The following is a 19388-nucleotide window of genomic DNA, read 5'->3' as shown; positions in this document are numbered from 1 at the left end:
ATTAATCAAAAATTGAACTGTTTCTTGTTTAGGTTTCATTTTAAAATCCGAAGATTTTTTCGAGTAAATTTGCATCATATATCCCCTTTATATATTTTGTTTTCAAGTATTTAACGATGCTATTTTATAATTATTGTTTAGTTTACTAAAATTATTTTATTTTTTTCAATTATTTTTCTCAAATTAATTAAAGCATATCGCATTCTTCCTAAAGCGGTATTTATACTAACGCCTGTGTTTTCTGATATCTCATTAAAACTCATATCATTATAAATACGCATTTTTAATACTTCTTTTTGCTCTTCAGGTAACTCTTCTACTAATTCTCTTACATCAGCTAATATTTGCTCTTTTATAATTTTATTTTCTGCATTTAAAGAACCATCTGTTAGTACCGAAAATATATCAAAATCTTCTGTGTTATTAAACGTAGGCATTCTGTTATTTTTTCTAAAAAAATCAATAATTAAGTTATGTGAAATCCGCATAACCCAAGGTAAAAATTTACCTTCTTCATTATAATTCCCTTTCTTTAACGTTCTTATTACTTTTATAAAAGTATCCTGAAAAATATCTTCTGTAGTGTCTCTATTTTGTACTTTACTATATATAAAACTGTACAATCTTTGTTGGTGGCGTTTAATCAATAATTCTATCGCCAACTCTCTTCCTCCAATATAGTCTTTAACTAGGGTGCTATCACTTACAACATCTTTATGCATATAATTACTTTTTAAGAGAATTAAAATTCTCTTTTGTTAAGGGGTTTATGTCTTTAAAAAGTAATTATTTAAGCTATAGGCTTTTATTTATTGATTAATAGTTAGTTACAAATATTCATTTTTTTTTTAACAAATACAAATATTCAATATATTTTATCTTAAATATTTTAAAAATTACTAATTTATATAGGTTTTTTACTAACAAAAATGGTATTTTTATCGCTTATTTTTCAACAAAATGAAAACAGATATATCTACCGTTAATCCTAAAGAAAACATAATTATAAAAGGTGCTAAACTGCACAATTTAAAAAATATTGACGTTGTTATTCCTCGAAATAAATTAGTGGTGATAACGGGGCTTTCGGGCTCTGGAAAATCATCATTAGCTTTTGATACTTTATATGCCGAAGGACAACGTCGTTATGTAGAAAGTTTAAGTTCTTATGCTCGTCAGTTTTTAGGAAAATTACATAAACCTAAGGTAGATTATATAAAAGGAATTGCTCCGGCAATTGCTATTGAGCAAAAAGTAAATTCAACAAATCCAAGATCAACGGTAGGTACCTCAACCGAAATCTACGATTATATAAAGCTATTATATGCCCGTATTGGTAAAACAATTTCGCCAATATCTGGTAATGAAGTAAAAAAACATACTGTATCTGATGTAATTAACTTTATTAAAACTTTTGAAGAACGCACCAAACTTTTACTACTTGCACCAATTACAATTAATGAAAATAGAGATTTAAAAACTGTTTTGCAAGTATTAACTCAGCAAGGATATGCGCGTATAAAATACAATGATACTGTTTTAAGAATTGATGAATTTCCTATTGAAGATTATAAAAACGAACCCTTATTTTTAGTGGTTGATAGAATTGTTTTAAAACATGAAGAAGATTTTTATAACCGTTTAGGAGACGCCATTCAAACTGCATTTTTTGAAGGTAAAGGAATTTGTTTTATTGAAAATTTAAACACTAAAACAACTACCGAATTTAGTAATAAGTTCGAATTAGATGGTATTACTTTTTTAGAACCAAACACGCATTTATTTAGCTTTAACAATCCGTATGGCGCCTGCCCTACGTGTGAGGGTTATGGAAGTGTAATTGGTATTGATGAAGATTTAGTGATTCCGAATACAGGATTATCAATCTTTGAAGATGCTATTTTCCCTTTTAAAACTGATGCCTACAAAATATATAAAGAAGAGTTAATTTTAAATGCTGAAGCTTTTGATATTCCAATTCATAAACCTTGGTTTGAATTATCAGAAAAGCAAAAAAATATTGTTTGGAACGGAACAAATAAGTTTGAGGGAATACATGATTTATTTAAAAAGTTAGAAGAAAAAAGTTATAAAATTCAAAACAGAGTAATGCTTTCTCGCTACCGCGGAAAAACAACCTGTACCGATTGTAACGGAAAACGATTACGAAAAGAAGCAAACTACGTACAGGTGCACAACAAAACCATCTCTGAACTGGTTACGCTTCCATTAGATGAATTATCTGCACTTTTCAACAACATAAAATTAAACAAGTACGAAGAAAACATTGGTAAACGATTACTTACCGAAATTAACAGTCGTTTATTATTTTTAACAAACGTTGGCTTAAATTATTTAACCTTAAATCGTACATCTAACACACTTTCTGGTGGTGAAAGTCAAAGAATAAATTTAGCAACTTCATTAGGTAGTTCGCTCGTAGGATCTATGTATATTTTAGATGAACCTAGTATTGGTTTGCATCCTAAAGATACTGAACGATTAATTGATGTACTTAAAGATTTACGCGATTTAGGTAACACAGTTATTGTGGTTGAACATGATGAAGATATTATGAAAGAAGCTGATTATATTATTGATATCGGGCCTGAAGCAGGAACTTATGGTGGACACGTAGTTGCCGAAGGTACTTTTGATGCTATTATGAAATCTGACTCGTTAACTGCCAAATATTTATCCGAAGAATTAAAAATTGATATTCCAACTTCTCGCAGAACATCAAAAAACACCATTAATATTATTGGTGCACGAGAAAACAACTTAAAAAATGTAGATGTTTCTTTTCCTTTAAATAACTTAACGGTAATTACAGGGGTTTCAGGTAGTGGAAAAAGTACATTGGTTAAGAAAATTTTATATCCTGCAATGCAGAAAAAGCTAAACGGATATGGAGATAAAGTTGGTCAATATACTGATATTACTGGTAGTTTTGACACTTTAAAACATATTGAATTTATTGATCAAAATCCAATTGGTCGCTCATCAAGATCAAACCCAGTTACCTATATAAAAGCTTATGATGATATTCGTAAATTATTATCTGAACAAAAATTATCAAAAATAAGAAACTATCAACCTAAACATTTTTCTTTTAATGTAGAAGGTGGTCGTTGCGAGGTTTGTAAGGGTGAAGGCGAAGTTACCATTGAAATGCAATTTATGGCAGATGTGCATTTACAATGTGATACTTGTAACGGAAAACGCTTTAAAAAAGAAGTATTAGAGGTTACTTTTGGAGGAAAATCTATCGATGATATTTTAAATTCAACTATTGATGATGCCGTTGCTTTTTTCGCAAAACATGAGCAAACAAAAATTGCAAAAAAACTAAAACCTTTACAAGATGTTGGTTTGGGTTATGTACAATTAGGACAATCATCATCAACCTTATCTGGTGGAGAAGCGCAACGTATTAAACTAGCCTCGTTTTTAATAAAAGGAAACACTAAGGATAAAGCTTTATTTATTTTTGATGAACCTACAACTGGATTGCATTTTCATGATATTAAAAAGCTATTAGCATCATTTAATGCCTTGATAGAAAAAGGACATTCTATTATTGTTATTGAACATAATATTGAGTTAATTAAATGTGCCGATTATATTATAGATCTTGGTTTAGAAGGTGGTAAAAATGGCGGGAATTTAATTTTTACTGGAACGCCTGAAGAGTTAATTAAAAATAAAGCGTCTTATACCGCTAAGTATTTACAAGAGAAAATAAATTAATATAAGTTCGGTATAAGAAAAGGTGTCAATTCGAGTGAAATTATGGAAAAATTTAATTATAGAAAACAACATTTTTGTTTTTTAAAATTATACTTCTCGATACAATTTTCTGTCAAAAATTACTCGAAGTGATAATTTAAAAATCAAATTTTTTATATCGAACGCATATTAAACCAATAAAAAAGCTGCCTGATTAATAACCAGAACAGCTTTTCATTAACAAAAACTAACAAAATAATTAACAATTACTGAAAATTTTTATCTCCAGAATTAACGTTATACACATAATTAAACGTGTAATATTGTGCGCCTGAATTAGCAGGATCTGCTGAATTTGAGCTATCCATATCTTTATAATAACTTATGATTTCCATTTTTGCATAATGACCATCATTTGTTTTTATAATTAAAACTTTTCCTGTTGCAGGATCTATACTATGATCTGATCTATCATAAGTATACCAAGTACTTTTGGGTAGTGCCAATGCATCTGCGGCATCTTGTTTAAACACTGCTGCTGACGGTACTTTTTTTATTTCAGAAAACTTACCTTCTACTATGGTTAAAGCGGCATTACCTGTTCTATTTGGTTCTTGAGTCTTACCTGTTGGCTCTCCTCCATTTACCAAAATAGTAGTTCCTCTAAAAGCAATATCCCAATTATCATTGGTTACAATTGTACCGCTCTTAAAACTAAACTTAACAAACTCTCCTGATTCAACTGCTGGATGTACTGAACGATCTGTTGTTTGTTTAGCATACAAATTAACTACTTGCTTCGCAGAAACTTCATCTGGTACTATATCGTTATTATCACTACATGATATAGCTACAAAACTTAACATTGCAACGATTAAAACTGATTTTAAAATTCTCATTTTTTATTGATTTATATATTAAAAATTAAATTGTATTCTACCATAATAAGTGCTTCCTATACGCAAAACACTATCGTTATTTTTAAACGTATTTTTATTCTCTACTCCATTTTCATTAAAAAGGTTATCAACTCCTAACTGAACATTCATCAAATTGAAAAATGTTTTTGATACCGCTATATTAACCTGTGCATTACTTACAACAAAATCATCATACTCATCAATAATTCCTTGACTGTTATTAGTATCAAACAAAGCATATTTACTTCGGTACACTGCTCTTATGTTTGCTGAAAAATCATGCTGATAATTTTCGTAAAATATTTTAAAGTTTGCCATGTGCTTTGATCGATTTGGCAACCCATAATAATTTGAAATTGTCATTTTTTCTGATGAAGATGATGGTGTTCTTCTGTAAAAAACCTTGCCCGACTTTATTAAATCTTCTTGCGATTTATCGCCTGTATCTAAAAATTGATAACCACCTAAAATGTTAAAATTTGAGGATAGTTTATAATTCGCTTCTAGCTCTACTCCTTGTGTGTATACTTTGTTTGTGTTTCTGTACGAAAATGTACGTGTTCCGGCGGGTAAACCTAATATTGAAGCATTTAATTGAGTATCATACGTATCAATCAAGTCTTTAATATCATTTCTAAATAAATTAATATTTAGTTTTAAGCTTGGTAATGGTTTTAATTCAAATCCGAAGTTATAACCAATAGAACTTTCTGGTTTTAATTCTTTATCAATTGATTGTATTTCTGGTAGATTACCATATAAATCATGTAACGATTGGGTTCCTAAAACTACGTATCCGCTTGCGGAATTTCTAAAATTAAAATATAGTTGCCTAAAATCAGGTGCTTTAAATCCGTAACCTACCGATGCTTTTGCAATGAGCCAATTATTAATTTTGTAGCTTGATGATATTTTGGGTGTAAATGCTGATTTGTATTGATTACTATTTTCAAATCGAGCACCTATAATTACATTTAAATTATGGGTTGGATTAAAATCAAACTGTCCAAATACATAAGGTGTATCGTATTTTTTAATACCATTGAACTCGGTTCTTTCTAAAGCGTCAAAATTAGCTCCTACTCCTGCAATTAAAGTTCCGTAATTAAACTTATTTGTCGATTTAATTTCTGGTCGTAGTAAAGTTTGTTTATACAATGTTTCATCATTATTAAATACACTTTCTGCCTTATATTTTGTGGTATAAAAATTATAATCTAACTGCCATTTGTCGGTTATTTTATGATTAATTGTGGTATTAACATTCCAATCGGTTTGTTTACTTTTATGCTGATTTTGTTGATAAAATCGATTTGTTATACTAACTTTTAGTTGATTAGAAAAATCGTAACTTAACTTTAAATGTCCAGTAAAATTTTGGTGTGCTTCTGTTGTTTTTGGAGTAGTTTCAGGTGATAAATCAAAACCATTACTGGAGTTTAAATTTATTCCCGAAACCAATCCAAAACCCTTCCTTTTCACATAAACGTTTGTATTAATATCTAACTCATTTGCAGCACCGCCTTTTGCATAATAACCAACGGTTCCTTTTAATTTTTCATTTTTAGGTTGTGTTGTAATTATATTTATTACGCCACCAATAGCTTCTGAACCGTATAAGGATGATGATGGTCCTTTAACTATTTCTATTTGTTTTATGTTATTAACTGTTAGTCTGTTTAAATCAATGTTTCCAGAAGTTCTTCCTACAACCGGAACACCATCAATTAAAATTAAAGTATAATCTGCCGAAACTCCTTGCAACTGTACCCCTTCTGAACCTCCAAAGTCAGAAACTAAAGCGATTCCTGTTTGCTCTAACAAAATATCTTTTAAACGTATTGCTCCCGATTTTATAATCTGCTCTTTAGATATTAATGTAACAGGCATTGGTATTGATGATAACTGACGTGCAGTTCTTGTTGCTGTAACAATTACCTCATCTAACTCATTTATTTCTAAACCCTCATCATTTTGCACTGTTTTTTCTTGCGAAAAAGCAGCTAAACTTATAAAAGTAAAAAAACCTATTATTTTTCTATTTAGAAACATTCTTAATAATTTTCTGCAAATATATCTTTTATTTTAAATCAATCTAAATAAAATTTATATTTTTGTCAAAAAAATAATTCAACTAAAAATAAATCATAAAATGAAAAAAGTATTATTAGGAAGCATGCTATTATTAACTGCTTTAACAATAAATGCTCAAAGTAAAAAAACAAAAGACAAAGCAGCTATAAAAAAAATGTGCGGTTGTTTTGAAGTTACTTTCAATTTTGCTGAAACTTTTAACAACAGTAAAGATTCTTTATATAAACCATCAAAAACAAAAATTGCTAAGGGTTTAGAATGGGCACAATTAATTGAAGATGGTAAAAACAACATTTCAATTCAGCATTTATTACAAGTTGGTAATCCTGCAAAACCACATATTGTAAAACATTGGCGACAAGATTGGGCATATCAAAATCAAGATTTTTACATGTTTAATGGTGATAATAATTGGCTTTATCAAAAGAAAACAAAAGCTGATGTAAAAAAACAATGGACACAAAAAGTATATCAAGTTGATGACAGTCCGCGTTACGAAGGTTCAGGATCTTGGGTACATGTAGACGGAAAAAGTTATTGGGAAAATACTACAGACGCGCCTTTACCACGTAGAGAATACACAAAGCGTAGCGACTATAATGTAACCGAAAGAGGAAACCGCCATGAAATTACAAACTACGGATGGGTACACGATCAAGACAACAAAAAAATTATTAGAAAACCAGGTAAAAAAGATATTGTACTAGCTAACGAAAAAGGATACAACACCTACGTTAAAGTTGCTGATAGCAAGTGTAAAGCTGCTCAAAATTGGTGGTTAAAAAACACCAACAAATGGCAATTGGTTAGAAATAAATGGGATGAAGTTTATGGAAGAAACAAAAACCTTTCATTAGAAAAAAAAGTACAAAACAAACCGTTGTACAAGCATTTATTTTCTGATAAAATAACCAAAGAAGAAACTATCAACGAAACAATTGAATCTTTCGTTAAAAAATAATTTTTAAATAACCTCTCAAATAAAAAAAATGAGAATTTTTACAATAGTATTATTAATATGTAGCTGTATTCAAACAGCATTTAGCCAAGCAACCTTAAAAGGAATTGTAAAATCAGAAAACAACAATATAATACCTTATGCTAATGTTTATATAAAAGGGACAACAGCAGGTACTGAAACAAAAGAAGATGGAACTTTTGTTTTAAAAAACATCCCATTTTCAAATTATACAATAACCGCAAGTGCTGTAGGTTTTACCTCTTTATCAAAAAAAATAACTGTAAAAAAAGATGTAAATAATATAGTTTTTATTTTAAAATCTGACACTCAGTTAGAAGAAGTTGAACTTTTTGGAGCACGTAATAAAAGAGCTGAAAAACTAGAAACGCTTACAAGATTACCGTTAGCACCTAATGAACAATTACAAAGTATTTCTGTTTTATCGCATAAACTTATTGATCAACAAAATGCATTAAGTCTTAGTGATGTTACTAAAAACGTAGCTGGTGTATACACCTTTGCTACCTATGGTAACACTAAAGAAAGTATGTCGTTAAGAGGTTATAGAGGTATTCCAATACTAAAAAACGGAGTTCGTATTAATTCTGATTTTAGAGGAACCGGTGTTATTACTGATATGGCTGGTGTAGATAACATACAAGTTTTAAAAGGAATATCAGCCATTAGTCAAGGTTTAGGCGGCGATTTAGGTTCTGCAGGTGGTGTAATTAACGTAGTTACAAAAACCCCTAAATTTTATGAAGGCGGTGAAGTTAGTTTAAGAGCTGGTAGCTACGGTAAACTACGCCCTACTTTTGATTTTTATGGTCCTTTAGATAAGAAAAAAACAGTAGCTTTTAGAGTTGCTGGTGCTTATGATAAAGCAGATAGTTATCGTGTAAACGTAAGCTCTGATCGCTTATACATCAATCCATCTTTAGCGTGGAAACCAAATGATAAAACATCTATTATTTTAGAAATGGATTATATGGATGATAGCCGTACGCCTGACCAAGGAACCATAAACATAGGTAGTTATGATGTTAACAACATTTATAAATTATCAAACGATCGCTTTATGGGGTTTGATTCAGACAGAAGCAGTACTCTTAATACAACTTATGCTATTCGTTTTGACAGAAAAATTAGCGATAAATTAACTCTAAAAGCTGGTTATTTTACATCTAATTTAAATACATATACCGAAACTTCTTACGCTTTTCAAGCAAGTCCTCGAAATGGATTAGATCAATTAACAGATGAACAACGTTATCGAGAGTATTATGCTAGTGGTAGAGACGACAATAATAGTGTGTTTCAATTAGATTTAATAGGCAAAGATGTAGAAACCGGATCATTAAAACATACGTTTCAAATAGGAATAGATTATAGAACTAATGAATTTGACAATACAGCATACACAACTAATTACACAACAACTGACCCTTATGTTGACGTAATAGACCTTACAGGTCCTATTGACAATAAATTACCTTCAGGAATTAGTGTTACCTTAAACCCAGCTAAAGCTTCAGGTTCTAAAACAAAATCATATGGTTTTACCATTCAAGATAAAATTAGTATCAACTCTTGGGCTGATGTATTTTTAGGTTTACGTTACAGCTCTTTAGAAAGAACAAAAGGTAACTTTTTAGGAAGAACACTAGCAGGTTCTAAACGTGATAATGCATTTAATCCTTTAGTTGGTTTTAATATTAAACCTAATGAAAACATTGTTGTATTTGGTTCGTATGCTAGTAGCTCTAATCCTATGACCTCTTTTTACACAGATATTAACGGTAACGAATTAGGTACCGAACGTTGGGACCAACTAGAAACAGGAATAAAATCTACTTGGTTTAATAATGCTTTACGTTTTAACATAACTACATTTTTTACAAGCAGTAAAAACTTAAATTTAGAAGTATTAGATGCTTCAGGAAATAGCTTAGGTTATTTTACTAAAGGTGGTGAAGATACAAGAAACGGTGTAGAGGTCGAATTAATTGGTCGTGTATTACCTAACTTACAAATTATTGGTGGATATTCATATTTAGATGCAAAATACAAAGATCATGTAGATTATTATTACAACTCAAGCCCAATAAACACACCCAAACATACCGCAAATTTTTGGGCAAGATATGCATTCAATAATTCTTTAGATGGATTATCATTAGCAGCCGGAGCATACTTTTTAGGTGAACGCCCACATAATGTATGGTCTAGAAAGTACACACATGTTGGTGTACAGCCAAATACAAAACCCTTTAATTTAAAAGCATACACAACTGTAAATTTACAAGCTTCATATAAATTTAATGAAAAAATAAGTTTAGATATATATGGAAACAATATTTTTAATGAGGTGGGGTATAATGCTTACCGTACTGTATATTTGAACAGAATTCAACCTACTAGCTACGGAACAACTTTACGTTATAAATTTTAATAAAGAATAAATGAAAAAATTAAACTTAATACTGTTACTTGTTTTTATAGCAAGTATGATACAAGCACAAACGAAAAACGTTTTTTTTGATCGTGCCTTTTGGAAAACAAAACCAACTGTTACTATTATTAATCAAAAAATAAAAGAAAACAATAACGCAGTCGCATTAAATCCTAGCGGATTTGATGCGGTTACCAATGCTATTTTAGCAGAAGCTTCAAATACAGTTATTAAACACCTTTTAAATATAAAGGGTAATGATGTTAATAAACTAACCCATGATAAAAGAACTTATGTGTTTTGGGCAGCCTATAAAGGTAATTTAGAATTGGTTAAATATTTAATAAAGAACAAAGCAAGGTTAGATTTAAAAGATTCTCATAACTTTTCACCATTAACTTTTGCTGCTGTTGCAGGACAAACCAATACAGATATATATGATTTATTTATCAAAAATGGTATTGATATTAAAACGGATGTTGACGAAAAAGGTGCGAATGCCTTATTATTATTAATTGGTCATTTAAAAGATTTTAAGCTGGTAGATTATTTTATCAATAAAGGGTTAAACCTTAATAGTAAAGATAACCACGGCAATGGGGTTTTTAATTACACGGCATACAAAGGCAACAAAGCAATGCTAGAGTTATTAATAAAAAAAGGAGTCTCTTATAAGAAACTTAGTTCTAATGGAGATAATGCTATATTAGCATCAACCATCGGTTCACGAAGTGGCTATAACCCTTTAAGTTTTATTAAATATTTAGAAAATTTAGGTATCAATCCTAACGTTACCAATAATGATGGTATAACTCCACTTCATAATATTGCTTATGGTAATAAAGATATCAACGTTTATAACTATTTTTTAAACAAAGGAGTTAATGCAAATCAAATTGACAACAATGGAAACACTCCTTTAATTAATGCTGCAAGAAGAAACTCTTTCGAAATTATACAATTGTTAGCATCAAAAACTAAAAATATAAATCATACTAACAATGAAGGAAAATCTGCGCTTACCAATAGCTTAAGAAACAATTCAGAGGTCGTTAAATTTTTACTAGAAAAAGGAGCAAACGCAACTATTGTTGACACCAAAGGTAACAACTTAAATTATCATTTATTTAAAACCTTTAACTCTAAAAAAGCAAAAGAATTTCAACAAAAACTTACACTTTTAAAAGCTAAAGGAATGCGTGTTAAACAAGCACAAAAAAACGGAAACACGTTATTTCATTTAGCCGTTAAAAAACAAAGTATTGCTATGTTAAACTTTATAGCTGATTATAAAATTGATATCAACGCAAAAAACAACAAAGGCTTATCAGCTTTGCAAGAAGCAGTTCTAATTGCTAAAAATGATAAAATCATAAAATTATTACTTAGTAAAGGAGCTGATAAAACTGTAAAAACAGATTTTGATGAAACTTTATATGATTTAGCTAAAGAAAATGAATCGTTAAAAAATACGGATATTAGCTTTTTAAAATAAAACAAATAACATGAAAAAAATATTTCTAATTTTATTTTTAGCATTTGGAGTAATGGCTTTTACTACTTCAAATAGTGCAACTTATAAATGTATGATTCAATTAAAAAATTATACAGGTGAAGGTGCTTATATTACCGTTTCTTTAATAAACCCTAAAGGAGAATATGAGGAAACTTTATACGTGCAAGGTGACGATGAAGATTGGTATTCTGACATAACCGAATGGTGGAAGTTTCAAGGTAAAAAAAGGGCTGATATTGACGCTATAACAGGCGCAACTGTTAGTGGAGGAAACAGAACTATTAGTGTTCTTAAAATACCGAATAACAAAATAAATAACGGTTACAAAATCAGATTCGAATCTGCCGTTGAAGATCAGGAATACTATAAAGATGATGTTGAGTTTGAACTTACTACTGAAAATGTAAAAAGTAAAGTTGAAGGAAAAGGATTTATACGCTACATCCGTATGATTCCTCAATAATTTACAAAAAACATTTAATGAAAATTACAACTTCTGTATGGAGATATAGCCACTTAGCTTTGGCTATATCTTCATCTATTTTTATACTTATTGCTGCTGTAACCGGTATTATTTTAAGTTTTGAACCGATATCAAATCAGTTAAAACCTTATGCTGTAACCACTAATAATGTTACAATTTCTCAAACAATTACTTCTTTAAAAAAAGAACATAAAGAAGTAATTACTTTAGAGGTTGATGAACATAATTTTGTGACCGCTGCAGTGATTACCAAAAACGGAAAAAATAAAACTTTTTACATTAACCCTAGTACGGGTAAAAAAATAAGTAGTGTCGTTTCTAAAGCATCGATTTTTAAATGGACAACTAATTTACATCGCTCTTTATTTTTAAAATCTACTGGACGATTTTTAGTCGGATTCTTTTCTTTTTTGCTCTTTTTAATTACCCTTACTGGTAGTATTCTTATCATTAAAAGACAAGGTGGAATTACACGGTTTTTTTCTAAAATCATTAAAGATGATTTTAATCAATATTACCATATAATTTTGGGCCGCTTTACCTTAATTCCTATTTTAATTATCACGATAACAGCCGTATATTTATCTTTAGAAAAATTTTCTCTTTTACCAAAAACCAACATCAAACATACTTTTGATTTTTCAGAGATTTCTTCAAATAAAAAAATTGCGATTGACAAATTTCCTATATTCAACAACACATCTTTAAGTGAAGTTAAAAGTATTGAATTTCCATTTTCTGATGATCCCGAAGATTATTTTTTGTTAAAACTAAAAAATAAAGAGTTGATTATTCATCAATATTCTGGTGAAATTATAAGCGAAAAAAAGCTTCCTTTAACAAAAATACTATCAAACTGGAGTTTGTTTTTACACACCGGTCGTGGTACTATTATTTGGTCTATAATTTTACTCTTATCTTGTATTGCAATTCTATTTTTTATTTACTCTGGTTTTGCTATGACTATTGCAAAAAAGCGGAAAAGTAAATTACCAAAAAATATTTTTAAGAAAGAAAATGCAGAAATCATAATTCTTGTCGGATCAGAAAGTGGTAACACTTTTAACATGGCTATTTCTTTATTTAAAGCTTTAACTGTTAATAAAAAATCAGTTTTTATTGATCATTTAAACAACTACTCAACCTATAAAAAAGCGACACAATTAATTATTTTAACTGCCACTTATGGTGAAGGAGATCCGCCTGCAAATGCTACTAACTTTTTAAAATTAACTGCAAAAATTAAACAACCAAACCCTATAAAATATGCTGTTATTGGATTTGGTTCATTAGCATACCCTAATTATTGTGAATTTGCAATTACTATTGATGAGCAACTAAAAAAGAAAAATAACTTCTCTCCTATTCTACCTATTTTTAAAATAAATAATCAAAATTTCAGCGATTTTAAAAACTGGGCAAACCAATGGAACGAAATAACTGAAATTAAATTAGCGTTAAAGCAAAAACTTATTAAACCAAAAAAGCAGCAAGCTTTTACAGTAAAATCTATCACAAATTTAAATATCGACAACTCATTTTTAATTCGTTTACAACCTTCTAAAAAATTACATTTTTCTTCTGGAGATTTATTAGCCATTACTCCTAAAAAAGATAACCTGAAACGCTTATATTCTGTCGGAAAAATTAATGATGACATTTTATTAAGTATTAAAAAACACGAATTTGGAGTATGTTCTAATTTACTTTTCAATCTTAAAATAGCAAATACATTGCTTGCTAACATTGAAAAAAACAAGACTTTTCATCTTCCCAAAAAATCAAAAAGCACAATTTTAATAGCAAACGGAACAGGTATTGCGCCTTTTTTAGGAATGTTACAAAACACTTCAAAAACCCATTTATTTTGGGGAGGAAGAACTAAAGAATCTTTAAAAATGTATGCACCGTTTTTAACAAATTTAAATAAAGAAAATATTCACATTGCTTACTCACAAGAGCAAAATAAAGAATACGTTCAAGATCTTATTTTAAAGCAACAAACCTTAATTGCATCCACATTAAAAAATAATGGAACCATTATGATTTGCGGTTCTATTGCTATGATGAATGGTGTTGTGGCTGTTTTAGAAGCTATTAGTTTAAAACAACTAAATACTCCATTAAGTAAATTCAAAAATAACAAGCAGATAAAAACTGATTGTTATTAAACAGAAAATCTATTTTAAATAAATCCCTATAATTTATTCTCACACCTAATCAAAGCATCATGTCTTTTCTTAAGAAAAGACATGATGCTTTTAATAATTCAGGTCTTAATTACTCAATTATAAATAATATTTATAATGCAATAAACTAAAACTTCGATAAGTTCGGATTGTTCCGAACTAATATATTATATTTGCATAGAATTTTACTGTAGGTGAATAATTTCTATTCATAATACAGTAGTAAAACAAATAGAAATGAAAGAAATTTGCGAAGAAAAAATGCGACTAGTTGAAAAACTTGGAGTTCATTTAGAAAATAGAGAAAACTTAGCTCCTGTTGCTGCTCGTATTTTAGCTTATGTTATTTTAACAGGAAAAAAAGGCGCAACTTTTGAAGAAATGGTAACCATTCTTTGCGCTAGTAAAAGCACAATTTCTACACACCTTAATCATTTACAAGATTTAAACAAGATAGAATACTTTACAAAAACTGGTGATCGTAAAAAATATTTTGTCATCAATAAAGATTCGGTAGTACAACACATAGATAACCTTATAAGTGAATGGCAAGAAGTAAGAGAACTACATTTAGAAATAAAGGAATATAAAAAAAGTATAAACGAACATACAATAGAAAAAAAAGAAGAAAAATTTGATTTGAATTTTCATAATGACTATATCAAATTTATCGACGGAGCAACAGCTTCAATAGAAGAATTAAGAATAAAAATAATAGAAAAAAAATTCGATTTTTAAAAACAACGTAATGATTACAAATAGAATATATAACATATTAATGTTAAGTTTAACCTTAATTATAGTAAGCTGTGGAAAAACAGAACAAAAAAAGGTAGCAGTAAAAGCACCTCTTGCTTCATTTCCTGTTTCACAGATTGAAAGAAAAACCGTAACTGGTTTTACAGATTATCCTGCAACAATAGAAGGAATAGTAAATAGTGATGTAAGAGCAAAAACATCTGGATATATAGAAAAAGTATATGTAGATGAGGGTCAAAAAGTACGTAAAGGACAAATGTTATTTAAGTTAGAAACGCAATCTTTAAGTCAAGATGCTGGAGCAGCAAAAGCTAGGGTTAATGTTGCCCAAGTAGAAGTAAATAAATTAATTCCGCTTGTAGAAAAAAACATTATAAGTGCGGTTCAATTAGAAACTGCAAAAGCAAACTTAGCGCAAGCAAAAGCAAACTTAAGTAGTGTCTCTGCCAATATTGGTTACGCAACTATTAAAAGCCCTATTGATGGTTATGTAGGTGCTATTAATTTTAGAGAAGGAGCTTTAATTAGCCCAAATGATGCTAAAGCATTAACAACAGTTAGTGAAATAGATAAAGTTTATGCTTTTTTTAGTTTTAATGAAGCACAATACATCGATCATTTACAACGATCTGAAGGTCAAAATAAAGCCGAACGTATTAAAAACTCACCAGATTTAAGTTTGATTTTAGCTAATGGAAAAGAATATTCTGAAAAAGGACGTATTCAAACTAGCACGGGTCAAATAAACCAAAACACAGGTACTATTAAGATAAGAGCAATTTTTAATAATCCTAATGAAATTTTAACCAACGGTAACAGTGGTAAAATAAGATTTCCTATAGAATATAAAGATGCAATTGTTGTTCCTCAGTCAGCAACTTTTGAACAACAAGGAAATATTATGATATTTAAACTTGGAGAAGGTAATAAAGTAGCAACTTCCATTTTAAAAGTAAAAGGAACCGTAGATAATTTATATGTGGTAGAATCTGGAATTACTACAAATGATAAAATTATAATTTCTGGAGTTGGAAAACTAAGAAATGGAATGGAAATTTCTCCATTAGAAACTTCTTTTGAAAAAGCTATAAAACCAGTTGCAACTTTATTCAGAAATTAAATAACAACCAAACATATTAGTCATGTTAAAAACATTTATTGAAAGACCCGTTCTTTCGACAGTGATATCTATTATCATCGTTTTACTAGGAGTCATTAGTATAACTAGCTTACCTATAGAAGAATACCCAGATATTGCACCACCAACAATAAAAGTGATTGCAAATTATACAGGAGCAAATGCAGAAACTGTATTAGAGAGTGTAATTGTACCTATTGAAGAGCAAATTAATGGTGTAGAAGGTATGACATACATTACCTCTACAGCCTCTAACAACGGTACCGCAGAAATTACAGTATATTTTGATCAAGAAATTGATGCAGATATTGCTGCAGTAAACGTGCAAAACCGTGTATCTAGAGCAACTCCTTTATTACCACAAGAGGTAATACAAACAGGTATTACAACTCAAAAGCAAGAAACGAGTGCCTTAATGTTTATTTCTATGTATTCAGAAAGCGATAATTACGACGCTACTTTTATTCAGAATTACTTAAAAATTAACGTTATACCAGCAATGCAACGTATTAGTGGTGTTGGTGATGTAAGTGTATTTTCTCAGCAAGATTATGCAATGCGTATTTGGTTAAATCCAGAAAAATTAGCATCATACAACTTAATTCCTTCTGATATTTCTAAAGCAATTACTGAACAAAATTTAGAAGCAGCAGCAGGATCTTTAGGTCAGAATAATGGAGAGTCTTTTTCATATACATTGACCTATAGTGGTCGTTTTAAAGATGAAGCACAATACAGCGATATTGTAATTAAAGCCTTAGGAAACGGAGAGTTTTTACGTTTAAAAGATGTGGCAACTATTGAATTAGATGCACAATCTTACGCATCTAACGCCATGAGTAAAGGAAACCCTGCTGTTTTTATGGGGATTTTTCAAACTAAAGGATCTAATGCACAAGAAATTATTGAAAACATAAAAGTAACTTTAAAACAAGTAAAAGCAGATTTACCTGAAGGATTAGATGTTTTTGTTCCTTATGATACAAGTTTATTCTTAAACGCTTCAATTGATAAAGTAATTACCACCTTATTAGAAGCTTTTTTATTAGTTTTCTTAGTAGTTTTTATCTTTTTACAAGACTTTAGATCTACATTAATTCCTGCAATTGCAGTGCCTGTTTCAATTATTGGTACCTTCTTTTTCTTGAGTGTTTTTGGATATTCAATTAACTTATTAACGCTTTTCGCTTTAGTATTAGCAATTGGTATTGTGGTAGATGATGCCATTGTAGTTGTAGAAGCTGTACATGCTAAAATGGACGAAGGAGAAAAGAACCCAAAAAAAGCGACACTTACTGCAATGAACGAAATTTCTGGAGCAATTATCTCAATTACTTTGGTAATGGCAGCTGTATTTATTCCAGTAACTTTTGTAACAGGACCAACAGGTGTTTTTTATGAGCAGTTTGGTGTAACGTTAATTATTGCCATTCTAATTTCAGCTGTAAACGCATTAACATTAAGTCCCGCATTATGTGCTTTACTATTAAAAGAACATAAAGAAGACGCGTCGTTAAAAGGAAAAAGTCCACTAAAACGTTTTTATACTTTATTTAACCGCGGGTTTAACGCAACTATAGAACGTTATGGTAAATCATTACAATTTTTATATAAAAGAAAATTTGTTTCTGCTTTACTATTGTTAATAGCAATTGGTGGAATCTTTTGGGCTTCGTCTACAACTCCAACCGGGTTTGTACCTAATGAAGATAGAGGAATTATTTTTGCTAATATAGAATTACCACCAGGAGCATCTTTAGACAGAACAGATGCTGTGTCTAGAAAATTATATGATAAAATTGAAAGTATCGATGGTATTGTAGCGGTAAACTTTATTAAAGGTAGAAGTTTAATTAGTGGAGCTGGTAGTAACTTTGGTTTTGGAATTATAAAACTAGAAGATTGGGCAAATAGAACAGACCCATCACTTTCAGCACAAGCTATTACAGGTAAATTATTTGGTGTAGCATCAAGAATTCCAGACGCAAACATCATTTTCTTTTCTCCACCAAGTATTCGTGGTTTTGGAAACTCTTCTGGTTTCGAAATTAACTTATTAGATAAGTTCGGAGGAGAATTTGCAGATTTAGATAAGGCTAATAAAGAGTTTTCTATGGCATTAATGAGTCACCCAGAAATTAAATATGCAACATCTGCATTCAACACAAACTATCCTCAATACGAAATGGAAGTTAATGTGCCTTTAGCAAAAGAAAAAGGAGTTTCTGTAACTAGTATATTTTCAACACTACAAGGATATATAGGTGGAATTTATACTTCAGATTTCTCTAGATTTGGAAAACAATTTAGAGTGTATATTCAAGCGTTACCAGAAGATAGAGCAGATGAAAATGCGTTAAATAGCATGTATGTAAGAACTGAATCTGGAGAAATGACACCAATTACACAGTTTGTAACTTTAAAAAGAGTGTATGGTCCACAATCGGTAACTCGTTTTAACTTATTCAATTCTACAATGATTTCTGGTGCAACTAATGACGGTTATAGTACAGGTGATGCTATTAGAGTTATTGAAGAAGAAGTTGCAAAATTACCAAGTAATTATACCGTTGCTTATTCTGGTTTAACACGTGAGGAAGTTAATGCAGGTAACCAAACAGCATTTATTTTCGCTTTAAGTATTCTATTTGTGTATTTCTTATTAAGTGCACAATATGAGAGTTATTTACTACCATTTGCAGTTGTATTATCATTACCATTTGGTGTATTTGGAGCATATATAAGCACTAAATTTTTAGGGCTAGAAAATAACATTTATTTCCAAATTGCATTGATTATGCTTATTGGACTACTCGCCAAAAATGCCATTCTTATTGTAGAATTTGCGCTAGCTAGGCGAAAAAATGGTGAAAGTATTGTTGATGCTGCAATCCTTGGAGCAAAATCACGTTTACGTCCAATTTTAATGACCTCTTTTGCCTTTATTTTAGGTTTAATGCCATTAGCGTTAGCAAAAGGTGTTGGTTCTGAAGGAAACAACTCAATTGGTTCTGGAGCAGCTGGAGGAATGCTTATTGGTACTATTTTAGGAGTTTTTGTAATTCCTATCTTATTTATATTATTTCAATGGTTACAAGAAAAGATTTCTGGAAAACCAGCAGTACAAACAATAGAAGAATAAAAAA

12 protein-coding genes are annotated in these 19388 nt (G+C 29.9%); 9 read left to right on the top strand and 3 right to left on the bottom strand.

The window, feature by feature from the left end:
- Positions 1-137 precede the first annotated feature (137 nt).
- A complete protein-coding gene (locus tag Q4586_RS12850) occupies positions 138-722 on the bottom strand; it encodes an RNA polymerase sigma factor (RefSeq protein WP_068703782.1) in 585 nt (194 codons plus the stop codon).
- Positions 723-960: 238 nt separating this feature from the next.
- Between Q4586_RS12850 and uvrA the strand changes: the two genes are divergently transcribed.
- Positions 961-3750 (top strand): excinuclease ABC subunit UvrA, encoded by a 2790-nt coding sequence (gene uvrA / locus Q4586_RS12845; RefSeq protein ID WP_303529593.1) that lies wholly within the window; start codon positions 961-963, stop codon positions 3748-3750.
- Between the two features lie 245 nt (positions 3751-3995).
- Here uvrA and Q4586_RS12840 read toward each other — a convergent pair whose 3' ends face one another.
- Together Q4586_RS12840 and Q4586_RS12835 are read right to left on the bottom strand one after the other, a co-directional pair.
- Complete coding sequence (locus tag Q4586_RS12840) at positions 3996-4628, bottom strand: HmuY family protein (RefSeq protein ID WP_303529592.1); 633 nt, start codon at positions 4626-4628, stop codon at positions 3996-3998.
- A gap of 18 nt (positions 4629-4646) precedes the next feature.
- Positions 4647-6701, bottom strand: coding sequence for a TonB-dependent receptor plug domain-containing protein (locus Q4586_RS12835; RefSeq protein WP_303529590.1), 2055 nt, complete (start codon positions 6699-6701; stop codon positions 4647-4649).
- A 100-nt stretch (positions 6702-6801) separates the two neighbouring features.
- On the opposite strand from Q4586_RS12835, the gene Q4586_RS12830 reads away from it, so the two are divergent.
- The 8 genes from Q4586_RS12830 (at position 6802) to Q4586_RS12795 (ending at position 19384) form a co-directional block, all read left to right on the top strand.
- On the top strand, positions 6802-7704 hold the full coding sequence (locus Q4586_RS12830) for a DUF6607 family protein (protein WP_068703774.1): 903 nt from the start codon (positions 6802-6804) through the stop codon (positions 7702-7704).
- 28 nt (positions 7705-7732) lie between these two features.
- Positions 7733-10156: a TonB-dependent receptor gene (locus Q4586_RS12825; protein ID WP_303529588.1), complete on the top strand. Its 2424-nt coding sequence runs from the start codon at positions 7733-7735 to the stop codon at positions 10154-10156.
- A 10-nt stretch (positions 10157-10166) separates the two neighbouring features.
- Positions 10167-11651 (top strand): ankyrin repeat domain-containing protein, encoded by a 1485-nt coding sequence (locus Q4586_RS12820; RefSeq protein ID WP_303529585.1) that lies wholly within the window; start codon positions 10167-10169, stop codon positions 11649-11651.
- Between the two features lie 10 nt (positions 11652-11661).
- Positions 11662-12135, top strand: coding sequence for a DUF2271 domain-containing protein (locus tag Q4586_RS12815; protein ID WP_303529582.1), 474 nt, complete (start codon positions 11662-11664; stop codon positions 12133-12135).
- Between the two features lie 17 nt (positions 12136-12152).
- Entirely contained in the window at positions 12153-14327 is a 2175-nt protein-coding gene (locus tag Q4586_RS12810) for a PepSY domain-containing protein (RefSeq protein WP_303529579.1), read from the top strand.
- Between the two features lie 255 nt (positions 14328-14582).
- A complete protein-coding gene (locus tag Q4586_RS12805; RefSeq protein WP_068703766.1) occupies positions 14583-15083 on the top strand; it encodes a GbsR/MarR family transcriptional regulator in 501 nt (166 codons plus the stop codon).
- A gap of 10 nt (positions 15084-15093) precedes the next feature.
- Positions 15094-16224, top strand: coding sequence for an efflux RND transporter periplasmic adaptor subunit (locus Q4586_RS12800; RefSeq protein ID WP_303529576.1), 1131 nt, complete (start codon positions 15094-15096; stop codon positions 16222-16224).
- Positions 16225-16246: 22 nt separating this feature from the next.
- A complete protein-coding gene (locus Q4586_RS12795; RefSeq protein ID WP_303529574.1) occupies positions 16247-19384 on the top strand; it encodes an efflux RND transporter permease subunit in 3138 nt (1045 codons plus the stop codon).
- The last annotated feature ends 4 nt before the right edge of the window (positions 19385-19388 follow it).

Source organism: Tenacibaculum soleae, assembly GCF_030549005.1.
GTDB classification, from domain to species: Bacteria; Bacteroidota; Bacteroidia; order Flavobacteriales; family Flavobacteriaceae; genus Polaribacter; species Polaribacter soleae.
The sequence above is the reverse complement of the archived record's forward strand: the minus strand, read 5'-3'. Positions and strand labels throughout refer to the sequence as shown.